The organism is Acidovorax sp. M2(2025) (genome assembly GCF_049330835.1).
Lineage (GTDB): Bacteria > Pseudomonadota > Gammaproteobacteria > Burkholderiales > Burkholderiaceae_C > Acidovorax.
The window spans coordinates 3,386,434-3,406,783 of the sequence record NZ_CP186262.1 but is presented as its reverse complement, the minus strand read 5'-3'; the positions used below and the strand labels follow the sequence as shown (position 1 = coordinate 3,406,783).

The window sequence follows — 20,350 nt, the reverse complement described above, 5'->3', positions numbered from 1 at the left end:
ACAGAAAACGACCCATGGCAAATCACCTCGACCTTGAAGAACAAGAGCAGTTAGACCAGCTCAAGCACCTCTGGAACACCTGGGGCACGCTCATCAGCTCCGTGCTGCTGGTGGTGACGGTAGCCCTGGTGGGCTGGAACGGATACCAGTACTGGCAGAACCGCCAGGCCAGCCAGGCCGCCGCGCTGTATGACGCCGTGGACGTGGCGGCCCGCGCCGGCGACCAGGGCCGCATGGCCCAGGCGTTTGGCGACCTGAAGGCCAAGTACGCCGGTACCACCCAGGCCGGCCAGGCAGGCCTGGCGCTGGCGAAGACCCTGGTGGAAGCCGGCAACGAGGACGGTGCGAAGGAAGTGCTGACCTGGGTGGCATCCCAGTCGGGTGACGAGGGCCTCAAGGCGCTGGCGCGGCTGCGGCTGGCCAGCGTGCTGATGGACCAGAAGAACTACGACGAAGCGCTCAAGCAGCTGTCGTCCGGCGTGCCCCTGGAATTCGAGGCCGCCGCCGCCGACCGCCGGGGCGACATCTACCTGTCGCAAGACAAGCGCACGGAAGCGGTGGCCGAGTATTCCAAGGCCTACAAGCTGCTGGAAGACAGCGTGGAATACCGCCGCCTTGTGGAAGTGAAGCTGGGCGCGCTGGGGGTTTCCCCGCAAAGCGTCGCGGTCGCCGAAGCCGCCTCCGCGGAAGGGGTGAAGAAGCCATGAGCACGCTGAAGACAAAAGCCGCAGGGAGCCGCTTGCGCGGCCTGCGCGCCACGGGCGTGGCGGTCCTCGTGGCCGCCTCTGTGGCGGGCTGCTCGCTCTGGAACAGCGGCAGCAACAAGCCGGTGCCTGCCGACCTCGGAGCCAATGTCGCGATCCTGGGCGTGCGCCAGGCCTGGACCGCCAAGGTCGGCACCGGCAACGCCGTTCCGCTGGAGGCGCACGCCGCCGGAAACGTCGTGACCCTTGCGTCGGCCGACGGCGTGGTCGCGGCGATCGATGCCCGCACGGGCGGGGACGTCTGGCGCGCGGCGCTGGGCGAGCCGCTGTCGGCCGGCGTGGGCAGCGATGGCAAGTCGGCGGCAGTCGTTTCGCGCGGCAGTGCGCTGATCGTGCTGCAGTCCGGCCGTGAAGCCTGGCGCCAGCCCCTGCCGGCCCAGGTGTTCACACCGCCGCTGGTGGCCGGTGGGCGTGTGTTCGTGCTTCTGGCCGACCGTTCGGTCGCCGCCTTCGACGAAAACACCGGCCGCAAGCTCTGGAGCCAGCAGCGCACCGGCGATCCGCTGGTGTTGCGCCAGGCCGGCGTGCTCCTGGCCGTGGGGGATACCCTGGTCGTGGGCTTTTCGGGCCGGCTGGTGGGGCTCAATCCGGACAACGGCAGCGTGCGCTGGGAGGCGCCGCTGGCCAGTTCGCGCGGCACCAACGATGTGGAGCGGCTCGTGGAGCTGGTGGGACGCACCAGCCGGGCCGGTGAATCGGTCTGCGCGCGCGCCTTCCAGGCTGCCGTGGGCTGTGTCAACACGGCCCGCGGTACGGTAGCCTGGTCGCAACCCGCCAGCGGGGCCGACGGCGTGCATGGCGATGCCGAGGCCATTTTCGGCACGGAAAGCAACGGCACCGTGGTGGCCTGGCGCCGCAGCGACGGCTCCCGCCTGTGGTCTGTCGACAAGCTCAAGTACCGCAAGCTCACGGCGCCACTGCTGCTGGGGCGCTCGGTCGTGGTGGGCGATGACACGGGGCTGGTGCACCTGCTGTCGCGCACGGACGGCTCGCCGCTCAACCGCCTGACTACCGACGGGTCGGGCATTTCCGTGGGTCCCGTGGTCGCTGCGGACACCCTGGTGGTCGTCACGCGCAATGGCGGCGTCTACGGCTTCCGCCCCGACTGACGGACCGTGTCTATGAAGCCAGTCATCGCCCTCGTGGGGCGGCCGAACGTCGGCAAATCCACGCTCTTCAATCGCCTGACGAAGTCCCGCGATGCCATCGTCGCGGATTTCGCCGGACTGACGCGTGACCGGCACTACGGCAATGGCAAGCAGGGCAAGCGCGAATACATCGTCATCGACACCGGCGGTTTCGAGCCGGATGCGTCCAGCGGCATCTACAAGGAGATGGCCAAGCAGACCCAGCAGGCCGTCGCCGAAGCCGATGTCGTGATCTTCGTGGTGGATGCGCGGGCCGGCGTGTCCGCCCAGGACCACGACATCGCCAACTACTTGCGCCGCCTGGGCAAACCCTGCCTGCTGGTCGCCAACAAGGCCGAGGGCATGCTGGAAGGCACGCAACTGGCCGAGTTCTACGAACTGGGCCTGGGCCAGGTGTACCCCGTGTCCGCAGCGCACGGGCAGGGCATCCGCAGCCTGGTGGACCTTGCGCTGGAGCCGCTGAACTTGCCCGAGCCTGATGACGCGGATGCGGACATCGACAAGGGCATCGTCAAGCTCGCGGTTGCGGGGCGGCCCAATGTCGGCAAATCGACACTGATCAACACGTGGCTGGGGGAGGAACGCCTGGTCGCGTTCGACATGCCCGGCACCACCCGCGACGCCATCGCCGTGCCTTTCGAGCGCAACGGGCAGCGCTTCGAGCTGGTCGACACTGCCGGATTGCGGCGCAAGGGCAAGGTGTTCGAGGCGATCGAGAAGTTCTCCGTGGTCAAGACCCTGCAAGCTATCGAGTCCGCCCATGTGGTCTTGCTGCTGCTGGATGCGACCCAGGGCGTTACCGACCAGGATGCCCACATCGCGGGCTACATCCTCGAAAGCGGCCGCGCCGTGGTGGTGGCGGTCAACAAGTGGGATGCGGTGGACGACTACCAGCGCCAGCTGGTGGAGCGCTCCATCGAAACCCGGCTGGCGTTCCTGAAGTTCGCCTCATTGCACTTCATTTCCGCCAAGAAGCGACAGGGCCTCGGTCCGTTGTGGGGGGCGATTGTGCAGGCGCACAAGGCGGCCACCTGCAAGATGTCCACCCCCGTGCTGACGCGCTTGCTACTGGAGGCGGTGCAATTCCAGAGCCCCAAGCGGGCGGGCATGTTCCGCCCCAAGATGCGTTACGCCCACCAGGGCGGGATGAATCCTCCGGTGATCGTGATCCACGGAAACTCGCTGGAGCACGTCACCGATGCCTACAAGCGGTTTTTGGAAAGCCGCTTCCGCAAGGAGTTTGACTTGGTGGGCACGCCTCTGCGGATCGAGATGAAGACCTCGCGCAACCCCTTCGCGGACAAGGACGAGGCCTGAGGGAAAGACGCTCCCCGCGCAGGGCCAAGCGGTTCTTGCCCGAAGGCCGGCCCTTGCTGTGGTAAGGTGCTGGTTTACAACAACATTTTTGAACACGGAGAATATCGTGAGCAATAAAGGCCAGCTTTTGCAAGACCCCTTCCTCAACGCCTTGCGTCGGGAACACGTCCCAGTCTCTATTTACCTTGTGAACGGCATCAAGCTGCAGGGGCAGATCGAGTCGTTTGACCAGTACGTGGTGCTGCTGCGCAACACCGTGACGCAGATGGTCTACAAGCATGCCATTTCCACCATCGTTCCCGGCCGTGCGGTGAATTTTTCTACGGCCGACACCTCTGATGCCGACAACAGCAACGCTTGAGTTGTTGGTCCCTCGCGCCTGTTCGTTTTCCGCGGTGAAAGTGCCCGGGCGCCTCTCTCGTTCTGCTCGATGACCTCTGCGGCGGTAGACGGCACCCGTGTGCTGCTGGTGGGCGTGGACTTCGGTCTGCCCCACTTTGACGGAGAGCTGGAAGAGCTGGGCCTGCTGGCCCAAACGGCAGGCCTGCAGCCCGTGGCCCGGTTGACGTGCAAGCGCAAGGCGCCGGACGCAGCCCTGTTCGTGGGCAGCGGCAAGGCTGACGAGATCCGCACGCTGGCGCAAATGCACGGCGCCGTGGAGGTCTTGTTCGACCAGTCGCTCAGCCCTGCGCAGCAGCGCAATCTCGAGCGCCATCTGGAAATGCCGGTCAACGACCGGACCTTGCTGATTCTGGAGATATTTGCCCAGCGCGCGCGCAGCCATGAGGGCAAGCTTCAGGTCGAGTTGGCCCGTCTTCAATACCTGAGCACCCGCCTGGTGCGCCGGTGGTCCCACCTGGAACGCCAGACCGGGGGCATTGGCGCGCGTGGCGGGCCCGGTGAAAAGCAGATCGAGCTGGACCGCCGGATGATTGCCGATGCGGTCAAGCGCACCCGCGAACGCCTGGTGAAGGTGCAGCGCCAGCGGGCGACCCAGCGGCGCCAGCGCGAGCGGCGCGACACCTTCAACATTTCGCTCGTCGGCTACACCAACGCGGGCAAATCCACGCTGTTCAACGCGCTGGTGAAGGCGCGTGCCTACGCGGCCGACCAGTTGTTCGCCACCTTGGACACCACCACCCGGCAGCTCTACCTGGGAGAGGCCGGACGCTCGGTATCGCTGTCGGACACCGTCGGTTTCATCCGGGACCTGCCCCACGGGCTGGTGGACGCTTTCCAGGCCACCCTGCAGGAAGCCATCGATGCCGACTTGCTGCTGCACGTGGTGGACGGCTCCAACGCCGGGTTTCCCGAGCAGATGGAGCAGGTGCAGAAAGTGCTGCGGGAAATTGGTGCCGCAGACATTCCCCAGATACTGGTGTTCAACAAGCTGGATGCGCTGGCGCCGGAGCAACGGCCGCCGGTGCTTGAGGACAGCTACGACATGGACGGGCGACTGCTGCCCCGCTTGTTCGTCAGCGCGCGGTCGGGCGAAGGCCTGGACGCACTGCGCCGGGCGCTGGCCTCCCGGGTGCTGGCTGCCGCCCAGGACGGCATGCCCCCTGGGGACGACGTTGAATTGCCTGGTGCAACAGCTTGATTGTGCACAATGCCGTCATTACCTTCTATGCCATCCAGAGAATCAGAGATCTGCGCATGAACTTCCAAGATCGCACCCTGCGCTGGGCTTCGCTGCCAGCACGTATTCGGGGCATGTTCAACCTGAATGACCCTCGATGGGGGCGCGGCGAGGACAACAAGGCGGATGAAGGAGGGCGCCCGGACGAGCGTCCCGCTGTTCCGCCGCCATCCGGCCCCCGGGGCGGCGACCAGCGGCCCAGCAGCGGCCAGCCCCCGGATCTGGACGAGCTGTGGCGCGACCTGAACAGAAAGCTGGGCGGGTTGTTCGGGCCCAGGAACGGCGGAGGCCGCGGGCCCTCCGGCAACGGTGGCGGATTTCAGCCCGACATGAAAAGCGCCGGGGTCGGCGCAGGCTTGATTGCGGGCATCGTCTTCGTCATCTGGATGGGAACCGGGTTCTTCATCGTGCAGGAAGGCCAGCAGGCGGTGATCACGCAGTTTGGCAAGTACAAGAGCACGGTGGGAGCAGGCTTCAACTGGCGCTTGCCCTATCCGATCGAACGGCACGAACTGGTGTTTGTCACCCAGATCCGGTCGGCCGACGTCGGGCGTGACAGCATTATCAAGAGTACCGGCCTGCGTGAGTCCGCCATGCTGACCGAGGACGAAAACATCGTCGAGATCAAGTTTGCCGTGCAGTACCGGCTGAACGACGCGCGCGCCTGGCTGTTTGAAAGCAAGAACCCCGCGGACGCCGTGGTGCAGGCTGCGGAAACCGCGGTGCGAGAGGTTGTGGGCAAGATGCGCATGGACACGGCCCTGGCCGAAGAGCGCGACCAGATTGCTCCACGCGTGCGGACACTCATGCAGACCATCCTGGACCGGTACAAGGTAGGGGTCGAGGTGGTGGGGATCAATCTGCAGCAGGGCGGGGTCCGCCCGCCGGAGCAGGTGCAGGCCTCCTTTGATGACGTGCTCAAAGCCGGGCAGGAGCGTGAGCGGGCCAAGAACGAGGCCCAGGCCTATGCGAACGATGTCATTCCCCGGGCTGCGGGCTCGGCGTCGCGCCTGAACGAGGAGGCGGCGGCGTACAAGGCGCGTATCGTTGCGCAGGCGCAAGGGGATGCGCAGCGGTTTTCCGCCATCCTGGCCGAGTACCAAAAGGCTCCTCAGGTGACGCGGGACCGCATGTACCTGGATGCCATGCAGCAGATCTACGGCAACGTGACCAAGGTGCTGGTGGAGTCCCGCCAGGGCTCCAATCTGCTGTATCTGCCCCTGGACAAGATCATGCAGAGTGTGGCGAGCGGTTCGACCGGTGCGGAGACGCCCGCCGCCAGCAGCGCCACGGCGCCTGCTGCGGCGCCCGCGGCCGCACCTTCCACCTTTTCAAACGATCCCCGGGCGCGTGACAGCAGTCGCACGCGCGAACGCGAATCCCGCTAGGAGCTGCACGTGAACAGAGTTGGATTTATTGCATCGACCTTCCTGGTGGTGCTGGCGCTCATGAGCTCCATGCTTTTCGTGGTGGACCAGCGCCAGTTTGGCGTTCTGTATGCGCTGGGCCAGATCAAGGAAGTGATCACCGAGCCGGGCCTGAATTTCAAATTGCCCCCTCCGTTCCAGAACGTGTCGTACATCGACAAGCGCCTGCTGACCTTGGACAGCAGCGACACGGAGCCCATGCTGACGGCTGAAAAGCAGCGGGTGGTTATCGACTGGTATGTGCGCTGGCGTATCTCCGAGCCTACCGAGTACATCCGCAATGTGGGGCTGGACGAGAGCGCAGGCGCCCTGCAGCTCAACCGCGTGGTGCGCAATGCGTTCCAGGAGGAGATCAACAAGCGCACGGTCAAGGAGCTGCTGTCGCTCAAGCGCGAAGCCCTGATGGCCGACGTGAAGCGCGAGGTCCTGGAAACCGTGCGGGGCGCCAAGCCCTGGGGTGTTGACGTGGTGGACGTGCGCATCACCCGTGTGGACTATGTGGAGGCGATCACCGAATCGGTGTACCGTCGCATGGAGGCCGAGCGCAAGCGGGTGGCCAACGAGCTGCGCTCCACCGGCGCGGCGGAAGGCGAGAAGATCCGCGCAGATGCGGATCGCCAGCGCGAAATCACCATTGCCAACGCCTACCGCGATGCCCAGAAGGTCAAGGGGGAAGGCGATGCCGAAGCGGCCCGCATCTACGCGGAAGCGTTTGGCCGCGATCCGCAGTTCGCGCAGTTCTACCGCAGCCTGGAAGCATACAAGGCGAGTTTCAACAAGAAGAGCGACGTGATGGTGCTGGATCCCGCGTCTTCAGATTTCTTCAAGACGTTCCGGGGCAATGGCCAGGCGGCGGCCGCTCCGGCGGCCCCGCGCAAGTAGCACTTGCGGCCCCGGCGTCAGCGGTGTTGCGTGGTGACTTCTGACACTCTCTGGGCAGCGCTGGCCTTGGTGCTGGTGATCGAAGGGCTGCTGCCCTTTGTGTCACCCCAAGGCTGGCGGCGCGCGGTGGCGCAGCTGTCTCAATTGCCGGACTCGCAGCTTCGCTTGTGCGCCTTTTTCGCCCTGGGCGCAGGGCTGCTGATGCTCTGGCTTTAGGATCTCGCACGGCCGTCATCGCAGGGCCTTTCGAGGGCGCGGTGCTGCGCCCGGTAGAATCACGGTTTTAACAGCCTCCCCGTTTCTCCATGTCTGCTTGGGTCCTTCCGGATCACATTGCCGATGTTTTGCCGTCCGAAGCACGGCACATCGAAGAACTGCGTCGCGGGCTGCTTGATACAGCTCGCTGCTATGGCTATGAGCTGGTCATGCCGCCCCTGCTGGAACACCTGGAGTCGTTGCTGACGGGTACCGGCGAGGCGCTCGACCTCCAGACCTTCAAGCTGGTGGATCAGCTATCGGGGCGCTCCATGGGATTGAGGGCCGACACCACGCCCCAGGTTGCCCGCATTGATGCGCACCTGCTCAATCGCAAAGGCGTGACCCGGCTGTGCTACTGCGGACCCGTGCTGCACACCCGGCCCGATCGCCCGCATGCAACCCGCGAGCCGCTGCAGTTTGGCGCCGAAATCTACGGGCACGCCGGGCTTGAGGCGGACCTTGAGGCGTTGCTGCTGGCCCAGGAGTGTTTGCGGGTCGCCGGGGTGCGCGAGATCACCGTCGATTTGGCCGACATGCGCATCGTGCGCCGCCTGCTGGCGGGGCTCACCGTCAAGCCGGCCGTGCTGAGCGCCATTCACGGGGCTTTGGCGGTCAAGGACGCAAGCGAACTCGCCTTGTTGACCCGAGACTTCCCCAAGGAGTCCCGTGATGGCTTGGCCGCGCTCCTTCAGCTCTATGGCGATGCATCCGTCCTGGAGGAAGCCCAGAAGGCCCTTCACCATTTCTCTGACATCCCCGAAGTGCTCTCCAATTTGAAGTGGCTGGCATCGCGCCTGGAAGGTGCGCGGGTGACATTTGACCTGGCCGACCAGCGGGGCTATGCGTACTACAGTGGCGCGCGTTTCGCCATGTATGCCGTGGGTGCTTCCGATGCCCTGGTGCGCGGAGGCCGGTACGACGAGGTCGGGGCTGTCTTTGGCCGCAACCGTCCCGCCGCTGGGTTCAGCCTGGATGTGAAGCAACTGGTCGGGGTTGTTTCGCCCCGAACCTTGAAAGCGGCTATCCGGGCTCCTTGGGGCGAGTCGGCAGACGTCAACGCGGCGGTGGCCGATCTGCGCAAGTCGGGCGAAACCGTGGTGTGCGTGCTGCCGGGGCACGAGAGCGAGGTCGATGAATTTCATTGCGACCGGGAATTGGTGCAGATCGCAGGCCGGTGGGTCGTGCAAGCTGTGTGAGCAATTGGCAAGTGACAACTGAAATTGGGTTTGAGATGAAAGCAACCAAAGGTCGCAACGTAGTGGTGGTCGGAACCCAGTGGGGTGACGAGGGCAAGGGCAAGCTGGTCGATTGGCTCACCGAAAGCGCTCAAGGCGTGGTCCGCTTCCAGGGTGGCCACAATGCGGGACACACCTTGGTGATCAACGGCGTCAAGACGGCGCTGCATTTGATCCCGAGCGGCATCATGCGCCCGGGCGTCAAGTGCTACATCGGAAACGGCGTGGTGCTGTCGGCGGCCAAGCTGTTTGAAGAAATCGAAGGCCTGGAAAAGGCCGGTGTGGAGGTCCGCTCCCGCCTGCGCATCAGCGAAGCATGTCCGCTGATCTTGCCCTTTCATGCCGCTATCGACGTCGCACGCGAAGCTGCAAGAGAGCAGGGCGGCGCCGAGAAGATCGGCACCACGGGGCGTGGCATTGGCCCGGCCTATGAAGACAAGATCGCGCGTCGCGCGTTGCGTGTGCAGGACTTGAAGTACCCCGAGCGGTTCGCGGCCAAGCTCCGTGAGTTGCTGGATCTGCACAACCACATCCTGACGACATACCTGCGCTCGGGCTCCTTTGTTTTCGGGGATGCCCTCAAACCCTACATCCAGGACGGCAAGGTGCAGTTTGACGTGGTGTACGCAGAGGCCATGCGCCACGCGGAGCTGCTCAAACCCATGATGGCCGATGTGTCGCGGGAGTTGAATGAAGCTCACCGTGAGGGCGCCAATCTGCTGTTCGAAGGGGCGCAAGGCACCCTGCTGGATGTGGACCACGGCACCTATCCTTATGTGACGTCCAGCAACTGCGTTGCTGGCAACGCAGCCGCCGGTTCGGGGGTGGGGCCTGGATTGCTGCATTACATCCTGGGTATCACCAAGGCCTATTGCACGCGTGTCGGCGGCGGGCCTTTCCCCACGGAACTCGATTGGGAAGTACCGGGAACGCCGGGCTATCACATGAGCACGGTCGGTGCAGAAAAAGGCGTGACCACGGGCCGCAGCCGCCGCTGTGGCTGGTTTGACGCGGCGCTGCTCAAGCGCAGTGCCCAGGTCAACGGCCTGTCTGGCTTGTGCATCACCAAGCTGGACGTCCTGGATGGCCTGGAAGAGTTGCTGTTGTGTACCGGCTACGAACTGGACGGTGAGCGCATTGAGCTGCTTCCCATGGGGGCCGAAGACATCGCGCGGTGCACCCCCATCTATGAAAAAATGCCCGGCTGGGCCGAGTCCACTGTGGGCGTAACCGAGTATGCCAAGCTGCCGCAGAACGCGCGCAGCTACCTGGAGCGTATTGAGCAGGTCACGGGGGTGCCCATCGACATGATCTCTACCAGTCCCGACCGTGACCACACCATCATGATGCGGCACCCCTACGTTGCCGGCTGACGTCTGATGCTGGTGTTCATTCTTCTTGCGCCCGAAGTTATCCATCCAGGAGCCATTGCATGTTGACCGAAGACGGCAAACATCTCTACGTCAGCTATGACGAGTACCACAGCCTCATTGAGAAGCTCGCCCTCAAGGTGCACCAGTCGGGGTGGGGGTTCGATACGATCCTGTGCCTGGCCCGTGGTGGTCTGCGCCCGGGAGACATCCTTAGTCGTATTTTCGACAAGCCATTGGCTATCATGTCGACGAGTTCCTATCGGGCAGAGGCGGGCACCGTCCAGGGGCATCTGGATATCGCCCGTTTCATCACCACGCCGCGTGGAGAGATTGCGGGGCGTGTGCTGCTGGTGGATGACCTGGCAGATTCCGGGCACACGCTGCATGCCGTGATCAACATGTTGAAGACCAACTATGCCCCGATCACGGAGCTGCGCAGCGCGGTGATCTGGACCAAGGGCTTGTCCACCTTCACGCCCGACTACTCGGTGGAGTTCCTGCCGACCAATCCCTGGATTCACCAGCCTTTCGAGGGCTACGACAGCCTGAGCCCCGAAAAGCTCCTGGAAAAGTGGCGGGTCTGAAGAAAGTTGGGAAATTTTGCGCCGAAGCCCTTCAATCCCTCAAACCGGTGTTATAGTAGAGGGCTTCGCTACCCGCGCTGCTAGTTCTTTAGGGGACAGATGCTGCGGAGGTAAAGAAGAAAAAAAGTTTGGTCTTGGGTTGCAAGCGGCGTAAAAACCGGTATATAATTCAAGGCTTCGCTGATCGAAGGTGGTGCTGCAAGGTGCTGAATCTGATCGGTGATGAAAACAAAAAAGTTTTCAAAAAGTTTGACGGTTCTTTAAAAACCGTGCTAGAATTCAAGGCTCAGCTGATCGCAGCTAGGTCGAGATAAGAGAGAAGACTTCGGTCTGATTTGTTGTCTGGTTCATTAAAAACATACAGCCGATAAGCGTGGGCGTTTGATGGCGAGTGCCAAGGTTCTAGTAACCGAGTGCATAGCACTTAAACGCTCATGAGATAGAAGTGAAGTTCACTTCAATTCTTTTTATGAGTTGCTCGAAAGAGCGAAAAAATCAAGATCGAACTGTAGAGTTTGATCCTGGCTCAGATTGAACGCTGGCGGCATGCCTTACACATGCAAGTCGAACGGTAACAGGTCTTCGGATGCTGACGAGTGGCGAACGGGTGAGTAATACATCGGAACGTGCCCGATCGTGGGGGATAACGGAGCGAAAGCTTTGCTAATACCGCATAAGATCTAAGGATGAAAGCAGGGGACCGCAAGGCCTTGCGCGAACGGAGCGGCCGATGGCAGATTAGGTAGTTGGTGGGGTAAAGGCTTACCAAGCCTACGATCTGTAGCTGGTCTGAGAGGACGACCAGCCACACTGGGACTGAGACACGGCCCAGACTCCTACGGGAGGCAGCAGTGGGGAATTTTGGACAATGGGCGCAAGCCTGATCCAGCCATGCCGCGTGCAGGATGAAGGCCTTCGGGTTGTAAACTGCTTTTGTACGGAACGAAAAGACTCCTTCTAATAAAGGGGGTTCATGACGGTACCGTAAGAATAAGCACCGGCTAACTACGTGCCAGCAGCCGCGGTAATACGTAGGGTGCGAGCGTTAATCGGAATTACTGGGCGTAAAGCGTGCGCAGGCGGTGATGTAAGACAGATGTGAAATCCCCGGGCTCAACCTGGGAACTGCATTTGTGACTGCATCGCTGGAGTGCGGCAGAGGGGGATGGAATTCCGCGTGTAGCAGTGAAATGCGTAGATATGCGGAGGAACACCGATGGCGAAGGCAATCCCCTGGGCCTGCACTGACGCTCATGCACGAAAGCGTGGGGAGCAAACAGGATTAGATACCCTGGTAGTCCACGCCCTAAACGATGTCAACTGGTTGTTGGGTCTTCACTGACTCAGTAACGAAGCTAACGCGTGAAGTTGACCGCCTGGGGAGTACGGCCGCAAGGTTGAAACTCAAAGGAATTGACGGGGACCCGCACAAGCGGTGGATGATGTGGTTTAATTCGATGCAACGCGAAAAACCTTACCCACCTTTGACATGTACGGAATCCTTTAGAGATAGAGGAGTGCTCGAAAGAGAGCCGTAACACAGGTGCTGCATGGCTGTCGTCAGCTCGTGTCGTGAGATGTTGGGTTAAGTCCCGCAACGAGCGCAACCCTTGCCATTAGTTGCTACGAAAGGGCACTCTAATGGGACTGCCGGTGACAAACCGGAGGAAGGTGGGGATGACGTCAAGTCCTCATGGCCCTTATAGGTGGGGCTACACACGTCATACAATGGCTGGTACAGAGGGTTGCCAACCCGCGAGGGGGAGCCAATCCCATAAAGCCAGTCGTAGTCCGGATCGCAGTCTGCAACTCGACTGCGTGAAGTCGGAATCGCTAGTAATCGCGGATCAGAATGTCGCGGTGAATACGTTCCCGGGTCTTGTACACACCGCCCGTCACACCATGGGAGCGGGTTCTGCCAGAAGTAGTTAGCCTAACCGCAAGGAGGGCGATTACCACGGCAGGGTTCGTGACTGGGGTGAAGTCGTAACAAGGTAGCCGTATCGGAAGGTGCGGCTGGATCACCTCCTTTCTGGAAAACAGCATTCAAGATTGAACGCCCACACTTATCGGTTGTTGGAAGAAGCCGCAGACCAGCGAAGGGATTCGCTTGGATGTGGAATGGGTCTGTAGCTCAGCTGGTTAGAGCACCGTCTTGATAAGGCGGGGGTCGTTGGTTCGAGCCCAACTAGACCCACCAAATTCCGATGGCAAGATACGTGAGAGGACACTGGGGGATTAGCTCAGCTGGGAGAGCACCTGCTTTGCAAGCAGGGGGTCGTCGGTTCGATCCCGTCATCCTCCACCACCAACGCACTGGTAATTCAACACCAAAGTGGCTTTGCAAGAGGCTACTTTGTTGTTGATCAATATCGATTGATCAATCGGCTGTTCTTTAAAAATTCATAGAGTCGAATCAGCGTTGTCAGAGGAAACTGCACATTCGTAAAGGTTTAGTGCAGACCGTGCCTCTGATGACAATTTTTTGATTGCGTCAAAACGAATATTCAATAAGCGAAAGCTGATTGAAATTCAGTAATGACGAATGTTCTTTGATAGTGATATCGAGGAAATATTCACATTACGGCATAACGCGCCAGGTGAAAGACCTGGCAAGTCCTTGAAGATGATGGCGATATCTTGAAAGAGATGTCAAAGTTATAGGGTCAAGTGACTAAGAGCATGTGGTGGATGCCTTGGCGATTACAGGCGAAGAAAGACGTGATAGCCTGCGATAAGCTTCGGGGAGCTGGCAAATAAGCATTGATCCGGAGATTTCTGAATGGGGAAACCCACCTCGCAAGAGGTATCGCATGATGAATACATAGTCATGCGAGGCGAACCGGGTGAACTGAAACATCTCAGTAGCTCGAGGAAAAGACATCAACCGAGATTCCGAAAGTAGTGGCGAGCGAAATTGGAAGAGCCTTCTAGTGATAGCACGACTGTTAGCAAAACGGGATGGAAAGCCCGGCCATAGTAGGTGATAGCCCTGTATGCGAAAGCAGACGTGTGGTACTAAGTTAGAGAAAAGTAGGGCGGGGCACGAGAAACCCTGTCTGAATATGGGGGGACCATCCTCCAAGGCTAAATACTCGTAATCGACCGATAGTGAACCAGTACCGTGAGGGAAAGGCGAAAAGAACCCCGGGAGGGGAGTGAAATAGATCCTGAAACCGCATGCTTACAAAAAGTCGGAGCCCGCAAGGGTGACGGCGTACCTTTTGTATAATGGGTCAGCGACTTACATTCAGTGGCAAGGTTAACCGAATAGGGAAGCCGTAGAGAAATCGAGTCCGAATAGGGCGAATCAGTCGCTGGGTGTAGACCCGAAACCAAGTGATCTATCCATGGCCAGGATGAAGGTGCCGTAACAGGTACTGGAGGTCCGAACCGACTAGTGTTGCAAAACTAGCGGATGAGCTGTGGATAGGGGTGAAAGGCTAAACAAACTTGGAAATAGCTGGTTCTCTCCGAAAACTATTTAGGTAGTGCCTCAAGTATTACCTTCGGGGGTAGAGCACTGTTTAGGCTAGGGGGTCATGGCGACTTACCAAACCTATGCAAACTCCGAATACCGAAGAGTACAGCTTGGGAGACAGAGCACCGGGTGCTAACGTCCGGACTCAAGAGGGAAACAACCCAGACCGCCAGCTAAGGTCCCTAAAATTGGCTAAGTGGGAAACGAAGTGGGAAGGCTAAAACAGTCAGGATGTTGGCTTAGAAGCAGCCATCATTTAAAGAAAGCGTAATAGCTCACTGATCGAGTCGTCCTGCGCGGAAGATGTAACGGGGCTAAGCCAGTTACCGAAGCTGCGGATGTGCAATTTATTGCACGTGGTAGGAGAGCGTTCTGTAGGCCTGTGAAGGTGTCTGGTAACGGATGCTGGAGGTATCAGAAGTGCGAATGCTGACATGAGTAGCGTTAAAGGGGGTGAAAAGCCCCCTCGCCGTAAGCGCAAGGTTTTCTACGCAACGTTCATCGGCGTAGAGTGAGTCGGCCCCTAAGGCGAGGCAGAGATGCGTAGCTGATGGGAAACAGGTCAATATTCCTGTACCGATCAATAGTGCGATGTGGGGACGGAGAAGGTTAGCTCAGCCAACTGTTGGATATGTTGGTTCAAGCCTGTAGTCGTGCCTGGTAGGCAAATCCGCCGGGCTTAGATGAGGGGTGATAACGAGGCTGCTTGCAGCCGAAGTGAGTGATACCCTGCTTCCAGGAAAAGCCACTAAGCTTCAGCTATTGACGACCGTACCGCAAACCGACACTGGTGCGCGAGATGAGTATTCTAAGGCGCTTGAGAGAACTCAGGAGAAGGAACTCGGCAAATTGATACCGTAACTTCGGGAGAAGGTATGCCGCAAGTAGGTGATCTTGTACAAAGGGAGCCCAACGCGGTTGCAAAAAATCGGTGGCTGCGACTGTTTAATAAAAACACAGCACTCTGCAAACACGAAAGTGGACGTATAGGGTGTGACGCCTGCCCGGTGCTGGAAGATTAAATGATGGGGTGCAAGCTCTTGATTGAAGTCCCAGTAAACGGCGGCCGTAACTATAACGGTCCTAAGGTAGCGAAATTCCTTGTCGGGTAAGTTCCGACCTGCACGAATGGCGTAACGATGGCCACACTGTCTCCTCCTGAGACTCAGCGAAGTTGAAATGTTTGTGATGATGCAATCTCCCCGCGGAAAGACGGAAAGACCCCATGAACCTTTACTGTAGCTTTGTATTGGACTTTGAACAGATCTGTGTAGGATAGGTGGGAGGCTTTGAAGTGAGGTCGCTAGATCTCATGGAGCCAACGTTGAAATACCACCCTGGTGTGTTTGAGGTTCTAACCTAGGTCCATCATCTGGATCGGGGACAGTGCATGGTAGGCAGTTTGACTGGGGCGGTCTCCTCCCAAAGCGTAACGGAGGAGTTCGAAGGTACGCTAGTTACGGTCGGACATCGTGACGATAGTGCAATGGCATAAGCGTGCTTAACTGCGAGACTGACAAGTCGAGCAGATGCGAAAGCAGGACATAGTGATCCGGTGGTTCTGTATGGAAGGGCCATCGCTCAACGGATAAAAGGTACTCTGGGGATAACAGGCTGATACCGCCCAAGAGTTCATATCGACGGCGGTGTTTGGCACCTCGATGTCGGCTCATCTCATCCTGGGGCTGTAGCCGGTCCCAAGGGTATGGCTGTTCGCCATTTAAAGAGGTACGTGAGCTGGGTTTAAAACGTCGTGAGACAGTTTGGTCCCTATCTTCCGTGGGCGCTGCAGATTTGAGGAAGCCTGCTCCTAGTACGAGAGGACCGGAGTGGACACACCTCTGGTGTATCGGTTGTCACGCCAGTGGCATTGCCGAGTAGCTAAGTGTGGAAGAGATAACCGCTGAAAGCATCTAAGCGGGAAACTCGTTTCAAGATGAGATCTGCCGGGGCCTTGAGCCCCCTAAAGAGTCGTTCAAGACCAGGACGTTGATAGGTCAGGTGTGGAAGCGCAGTAATGCGTTAAGCTAACTGATACTAATTGCTCGTGCGGCTTGACCCTATAACTTTGATAGCCAACGCACATCTGTGCAAAAGCTCAAAGTCTGTTATGCCAAGTTAGACGCAGTCAAAACTAAAACTGATTCCAAACTCTATGAATTCGCCAGGCAGTCCTCAACCACTGCCCAGCACCAAGTTATGCCTGATGACCATAGCAAGTTGGTACCACTCCTTCCCATCCCGAACAGGACAGTGAAACGACTTTGCGCCGATGATAGTGCGGATACCCGTGTGAAAGTAGGTCATCGTCAGGCTCTTACAGCCCCAAACCGCCCTTCTGCTCTATGAGTAGAAGGGCGTTTTGCTTTGCAGGGATTCAATTCTCCATACGCGATGCAGCATCTTCCGGCCGGGGTGTTCATCCATTTCTTGCGGTACCACGATGCAACTTCAGGATATTTTGTATTCCCAGGGATTTGGTACCCGCAGGGTGTGCGCCGGCCTGGTTCAGCAAGGATGGGTGGCGGTGCTCGAAGCCTCGTCGCCTGCAGCGACTTCCTACCAGCTTTGTACCGACGCCACGGCGGAGTTGGAGCCTGAAGGTCTGCGGCTGCAAGTGCAAGGCGTGGATTGGCCTTACCATGCCAAGGCCTACCTGATGCTGCACAAGCCGGCAGGCACCGAGTGCTCGCAAAAGCCCTCCGCATACCCCAGCATCTATACCTTGCTGCCGGCGCCCCTGCGGCAACGTCCCAGCAAGAGCGCGGTGCTGGGTGTGCAGGCCATTGGCCGACTGGACCAGGACACCACGGGACTGTTGCTGCTCAGCGATGACGGGCAGTTCATCCACCGGATGAGTTCGCCCAAGAAGCATGTCCCGAAGGTGTACCAGGTGACGACCAAGCACCCGGTGGATCCGCGGCAAATCGCGCAACTGCTCGAAGGTGTGGTGCTGGACGACGATCCGCGGCCGGTCAGGGCGGCGGCTTGCGAGCAGAGCGACAGCCACCGCCTGGCGCTCACGTTGACCGAAGGCAAATACCACCAGGTCAAGCGGATGCTCGCTGCCGTGGGGAACCGGGTGGAGGGCTTGCACCGGTCCCGCATCGGCGCGCTGGAACTTCCTGCCCACTTGCTTCCCGGCCAATGGCAGTGGCTCACGGCCGCGGAACTGGACTTGCTCGTGAGTTCCTGACGTCAGTGCGGTCTTTCTTGGCCTCTTGTGCTGCACCGATTGTTACTTCAGGTCAATCGGTTTGTGGGCGAAATCTGTCTTGGGTCAAGAATTCTGCGGGTGAACCTGTCGGCCGCGGGAAGGCCGCCCGCTAAACTTCCTGATCCTGTTGAAAGTGCTCCTGTGAAGATTTTGTCGATTGCACGTGCGTGTGTTGCCCTCGGGGCTGTGTGGTTCTCTGTGGGCTCGGGCGCTGTTGCGGCGACGACGCCGTTGTTCGTCCTCAATTCCCTGGAGGCCAATGTCAGTGTCATTGACCCTGCGACCTGGACAGAGACCGCGCGCATTCCCACGGGCAAGGAGCCGCACCACCTCTACCTCACGCCCGATGAGAAATCGCTGATCGTTGCCAATGCCCTGGGCGACACGCTCACGTTTCTGGACCCACGCACGGCCCAGGTGCAGAGCACCGTCCGGGGCATTGTGGACCCTTACCAACTGCGGTTTTCTCCCGACATGAAGTGGTTCATCACGGCGGCCAACCGCCTGAACCATGTGGATTTCTACCGGTGGGACGGCAAGGAACTGAAGCTCGTCCAGCGGGTCGCCACCGGGCGCACTCCCAGCCATTTGTGGATCGATAGCCGCAGTACGGTGGTATACGCCACGATGCAGGACAGTGACGAACTGGTGGCCATTGACATTGCCACACAGGCGATCAAATGGCGGACCAAAACGGGCCCTATGCCGGCGGACGTCTATGGAAGTTCGGACGACAAAAGGCTGTTTGTGGGCCTGACGGGCGGCGACAGCGTCGAGGTTTTCGATGTCTCCGGGCGTGAGCCTGTGAGCATCAAGAAGATCAAGACGGGTGAGGGTGCCCACGCGTTCCGCGGCGCGGGCGATGGCAAGCACCTCTACGTCAGCAACCGGGTGGCCAACACCATCAGCAAGATTGACATGGCCACCCAACAGGTGGTCGAGTCCTATCCTGTGCCCGGGGGCCCGGACTGCATGGACGTGTCTGCGGATGGGCGCTTCATCTATGTCAGCTCGCGTTGGGCGCGCAAGCTCTCCGTCGTGGATACGCAAGAGCGCAAGGTGGTGCGGCAGGTCCCGGTGGGCAAGTCGCCCCATGGCGTATGGACGCTGCAGCACGCTCCGCGCTGACTGGGGCGGGCCTGGCACCGCTCTCGCTCGGGCGCCGGCTTGCCACGGCGCTGCCGGTTGCTATGCTATTTGTAGCTTCTTCCGCTTGCCTGGCAAGCGCTGGAGGCCAAAGAGACTGCAACAAACCTGTGTACCTCACTTTCGATACGGGTCACATGGGAGTGGCTCCGCTCGTCGCCGAGGTGCTGGCACGCCAGCAAGTGCGGGTGACCTTTTTCGCAGCCCAGGAACGGACCCAGGAGGGTGACGGCAGCCTGGGGGAGCACTGGGCTCCCTGGTGGCGGGCGCGTGCGGCCGAGGGGCATGAGTTTGCGTCCCACACGTTTGACCACACGTACTGGCGCGGCGACCTCGGGGATGCAAAGAACCCCTCGTTTCGGGTCCGGCCATCGGCGGGTCCTCGCGAAGGGCAGGAGTACGTGCTGACGGCCGCGGGGTACTGCGAGGAGATCGCGCGTGCCGCGACCCGGTTGCAAACCCTCACGGGCAAGCCTGCCCTGCCGTTGTTCCGGGCCCCGGGCGGCAAGATTTCTGCGCAACTGGTGGCGGCGGCGCGGGCATGCGGCTATGCGCACGTGGGGTGGTCCCCGGCGGGTTTCCTGGGTGACGAGTTGCCCAGCGAAAAAGTGAGCAACGCCGAGCTGTTGCAAAAGGCCCTGCGGAATGTGCGCAGCGGCGATATCTTGCTGGCGCACCTGGGCATTTGGTCCCGCAAGGATCCCTGGGCGCCTGCCGTGCTGGAGCCGTTGATCGTCGGGCTCAAGGAGCGTGGATTCTGCTTCCGCACTCTGCGGGAGCACCCGGCCTACGCGCCTTCGGCAGCGCGTTGATGGGGGGGGCGGTGATGGAGCGAGTGGCTATGGATTGGTTGGTCAACGGTTTTGATACGGCGCAGCAGTGGCTTTTCGAGAGCATGCTGCAGCCGCTGATGTTTTCCCTGGGGTTCGCCAGCCAGCTGGAAAGTGGCTACAAGGCCGCAGGCTGGGTATTGGTGGGGGTGCTGCAGCTGGTGGTGATTGCGGCCGTGATCGGCCCCTTGCAGCGCTGGCGGCCCGTGGAGACCGTGACCGACCACGCCACGGTGCGCACCGACATCCTTTACACGCTGATTCACCGGCTGGGGTTGTTCCGCCTGGGCCTGTTTCTGACCATTGAACCGGTGATGGAGTCCCTCTTCGGCACGATGCGGGTTGCGGGCATCACCACCTTCCAGCTGGACGGCATCTGGCCTGGCATAACGGACCTGCCCTGGGTCAGCCTGCTGCTGTACCTGGTGGTGTTTGATTTCGTCGACTACTGGATTCACCGCGGGCAGCACCACTTCGAATGGTGGTGGCGCCTTCATTCCCTGCACCACGCCCAGCGCCAGCTGACGATGTGGAGCGACAACCGCACCCACCTGCTGGACGACGTGCTGCGCGACATCATCCTGGTGGTCGTGGCGCAGTTCATCGGCGTGGCGCCGGGGCAGTTCATCGCCATCGTCGCCATCACGCAGCTCAGCGAGAGCTTCCAGCATGCCAACCTGCGCGTGTGGTTTGGCCGCGTGGGCGAGCGTTTGTGGATCAGCCCACGCTTTCACCGCCTGCACCACGCCATCGGCATTGGCCACGAAAGCGCCCCACCCGAGCCGGCCGGAAGCGCAGGCCCCGGGCAGGCGAAGCGCCGCAGCGTCCTGGGGGGACACAACTTTGGCGTGTTGCTGCCGTGGTGGGACATGCTGATGGGCACGGCCAATTTCGAGGTGCGCTACGACGCGACGGGCGTGCGCGACCAGGTGGAGCCCGGAGCCGACGGCCGTCTGCGCGACTATGGCCGGGGCTTCTGGTCGCAACAATGGCGCGGTCTGCTGCGGCTGGTGGGCAAAGCCTAGCCGGCGGTACGGGCGGCGAGGAGG

At 60.5% G+C, this 20,350-nt stretch carries 15 protein-coding genes, 2 tRNA genes and 3 rRNA genes; all 20 read left to right on the top strand.

Annotated elements, in window-relative coordinates; all coding sequences use genetic code 11:
- Positions 1-14 precede the first annotated feature (14 nt).
- The 20 genes from ACOYR3_RS15795 to ACOYR3_RS15700 all read left to right on the top strand — a co-directional run bounded on the left by ACOYR3_RS15795 (position 15) and on the right by ACOYR3_RS15700 (position 20,326).
- Positions 15-707, top strand: coding sequence for a YfgM family protein (locus tag ACOYR3_RS15795; protein ID WP_422843280.1), 693 nt, complete (start codon positions 15-17; stop codon positions 705-707).
- Positions 704-1,873 (top strand): outer membrane protein assembly factor BamB, encoded by a 1,170-nt coding sequence (gene bamB, locus ACOYR3_RS15790; RefSeq protein ID WP_422843279.1) that lies wholly within the window; start codon positions 704-706, stop codon positions 1,871-1,873. The genes ACOYR3_RS15795 and bamB overlap by 4 nt, the downstream gene beginning before the upstream one ends.
- A gap of 12 nt (positions 1,874-1,885) precedes the next feature.
- Positions 1,886-3,229: a ribosome biogenesis GTPase Der gene (der, locus tag ACOYR3_RS15785; RefSeq protein ID WP_422843278.1), complete on the top strand. Its 1,344-nt coding sequence runs from the start codon at positions 1,886-1,888 to the stop codon at positions 3,227-3,229.
- Between the two features lie 106 nt (positions 3,230-3,335).
- Positions 3,336-3,590: an RNA chaperone Hfq gene (gene hfq / locus ACOYR3_RS15780; RefSeq protein ID WP_422843277.1), complete on the top strand. Its 255-nt coding sequence runs from the start codon at positions 3,336-3,338 to the stop codon at positions 3,588-3,590.
- 69 nt (positions 3,591-3,659) lie between these two features.
- Positions 3,660-4,829, top strand: coding sequence for a GTPase HflX (hflX, locus tag ACOYR3_RS15775; RefSeq protein ID WP_422843276.1), 1,170 nt, complete (start codon positions 3,660-3,662; stop codon positions 4,827-4,829).
- A gap of 56 nt (positions 4,830-4,885) precedes the next feature.
- Positions 4,886-6,256 carry an FtsH protease activity modulator HflK gene (hflK, locus tag ACOYR3_RS15770; protein WP_422846605.1) on the top strand — a complete coding sequence of 457 codons (1,371 nt, stop codon included), beginning with the start codon at positions 4,886-4,888 and terminating at the stop codon, positions 6,254-6,256.
- 9 nt (positions 6,257-6,265) lie between these two features.
- A complete protein-coding gene (gene hflC / locus ACOYR3_RS15765; RefSeq protein WP_291486769.1) occupies positions 6,266-7,177 on the top strand; it encodes a protease modulator HflC in 912 nt (303 codons plus the stop codon).
- A 33-nt stretch (positions 7,178-7,210) separates the two neighbouring features.
- Positions 7,211-7,393 (top strand): DUF2065 domain-containing protein, encoded by a 183-nt coding sequence (locus ACOYR3_RS15760; protein ID WP_422843275.1) that lies wholly within the window; start codon positions 7,211-7,213, stop codon positions 7,391-7,393.
- An 89-nt stretch (positions 7,394-7,482) separates the two neighbouring features.
- Positions 7,483-8,631, top strand: coding sequence for an ATP phosphoribosyltransferase regulatory subunit (locus ACOYR3_RS15755; RefSeq protein ID WP_422843274.1), 1,149 nt, complete (start codon positions 7,483-7,485; stop codon positions 8,629-8,631).
- Between the two features lie 35 nt (positions 8,632-8,666).
- Complete coding sequence (locus ACOYR3_RS15750) at positions 8,667-10,043, top strand: adenylosuccinate synthase (protein ID WP_422843273.1); 1,377 nt, start codon at positions 8,667-8,669, stop codon at positions 10,041-10,043.
- A 59-nt stretch (positions 10,044-10,102) separates the two neighbouring features.
- Positions 10,103-10,627, top strand: coding sequence for a phosphoribosyltransferase (locus tag ACOYR3_RS15745; protein WP_422843272.1), 525 nt, complete (start codon positions 10,103-10,105; stop codon positions 10,625-10,627).
- 503 nt (positions 10,628-11,130) lie between these two features.
- Positions 11,131-12,659 (top strand): 16S ribosomal RNA (locus ACOYR3_RS15740).
- A gap of 91 nt (positions 12,660-12,750) precedes the next feature.
- Positions 12,751-12,827, top strand: a tRNA-Ile gene (locus ACOYR3_RS15735).
- Positions 12,828-12,859: 32 nt separating this feature from the next.
- Positions 12,860-12,935, top strand: a tRNA-Ala gene (locus ACOYR3_RS15730).
- Between the two features lie 356 nt (positions 12,936-13,291).
- A 23S ribosomal RNA gene (locus ACOYR3_RS15725) occupies positions 13,292-16,170 on the top strand.
- A gap of 140 nt (positions 16,171-16,310) precedes the next feature.
- Positions 16,311-16,423: ribosomal RNA gene (gene rrf / locus ACOYR3_RS15720) — 5S ribosomal RNA — on the top strand.
- The 16S, 23S and 5S rRNA genes sit together here with 2 tRNA genes alongside, the layout of an rRNA operon.
- 128 nt (positions 16,424-16,551) lie before the next feature.
- Complete coding sequence (locus tag ACOYR3_RS15715) at positions 16,552-17,304, top strand: 16S rRNA pseudouridine(516) synthase (protein WP_422843271.1); 753 nt, start codon at positions 16,552-16,554, stop codon at positions 17,302-17,304.
- A 162-nt stretch (positions 17,305-17,466) separates the two neighbouring features.
- Entirely contained in the window at positions 17,467-18,453 is a 987-nt protein-coding gene (locus ACOYR3_RS15710) for a YncE family protein (RefSeq protein WP_422843270.1), read from the top strand.
- 62 nt (positions 18,454-18,515) lie between these two features.
- On the top strand, positions 18,516-19,283 hold the full coding sequence (locus ACOYR3_RS15705; RefSeq protein ID WP_422846604.1) for a polysaccharide deacetylase family protein: 768 nt from the start codon (positions 18,516-18,518) through the stop codon (positions 19,281-19,283).
- Positions 19,284-19,312: 29 nt separating this feature from the next.
- Positions 19,313-20,326 (top strand): sterol desaturase family protein, encoded by a 1,014-nt coding sequence (locus ACOYR3_RS15700; protein ID WP_422843269.1) that lies wholly within the window; start codon positions 19,313-19,315, stop codon positions 20,324-20,326.
- Positions 20,327-20,350: the final 24 nt, after the last annotated feature.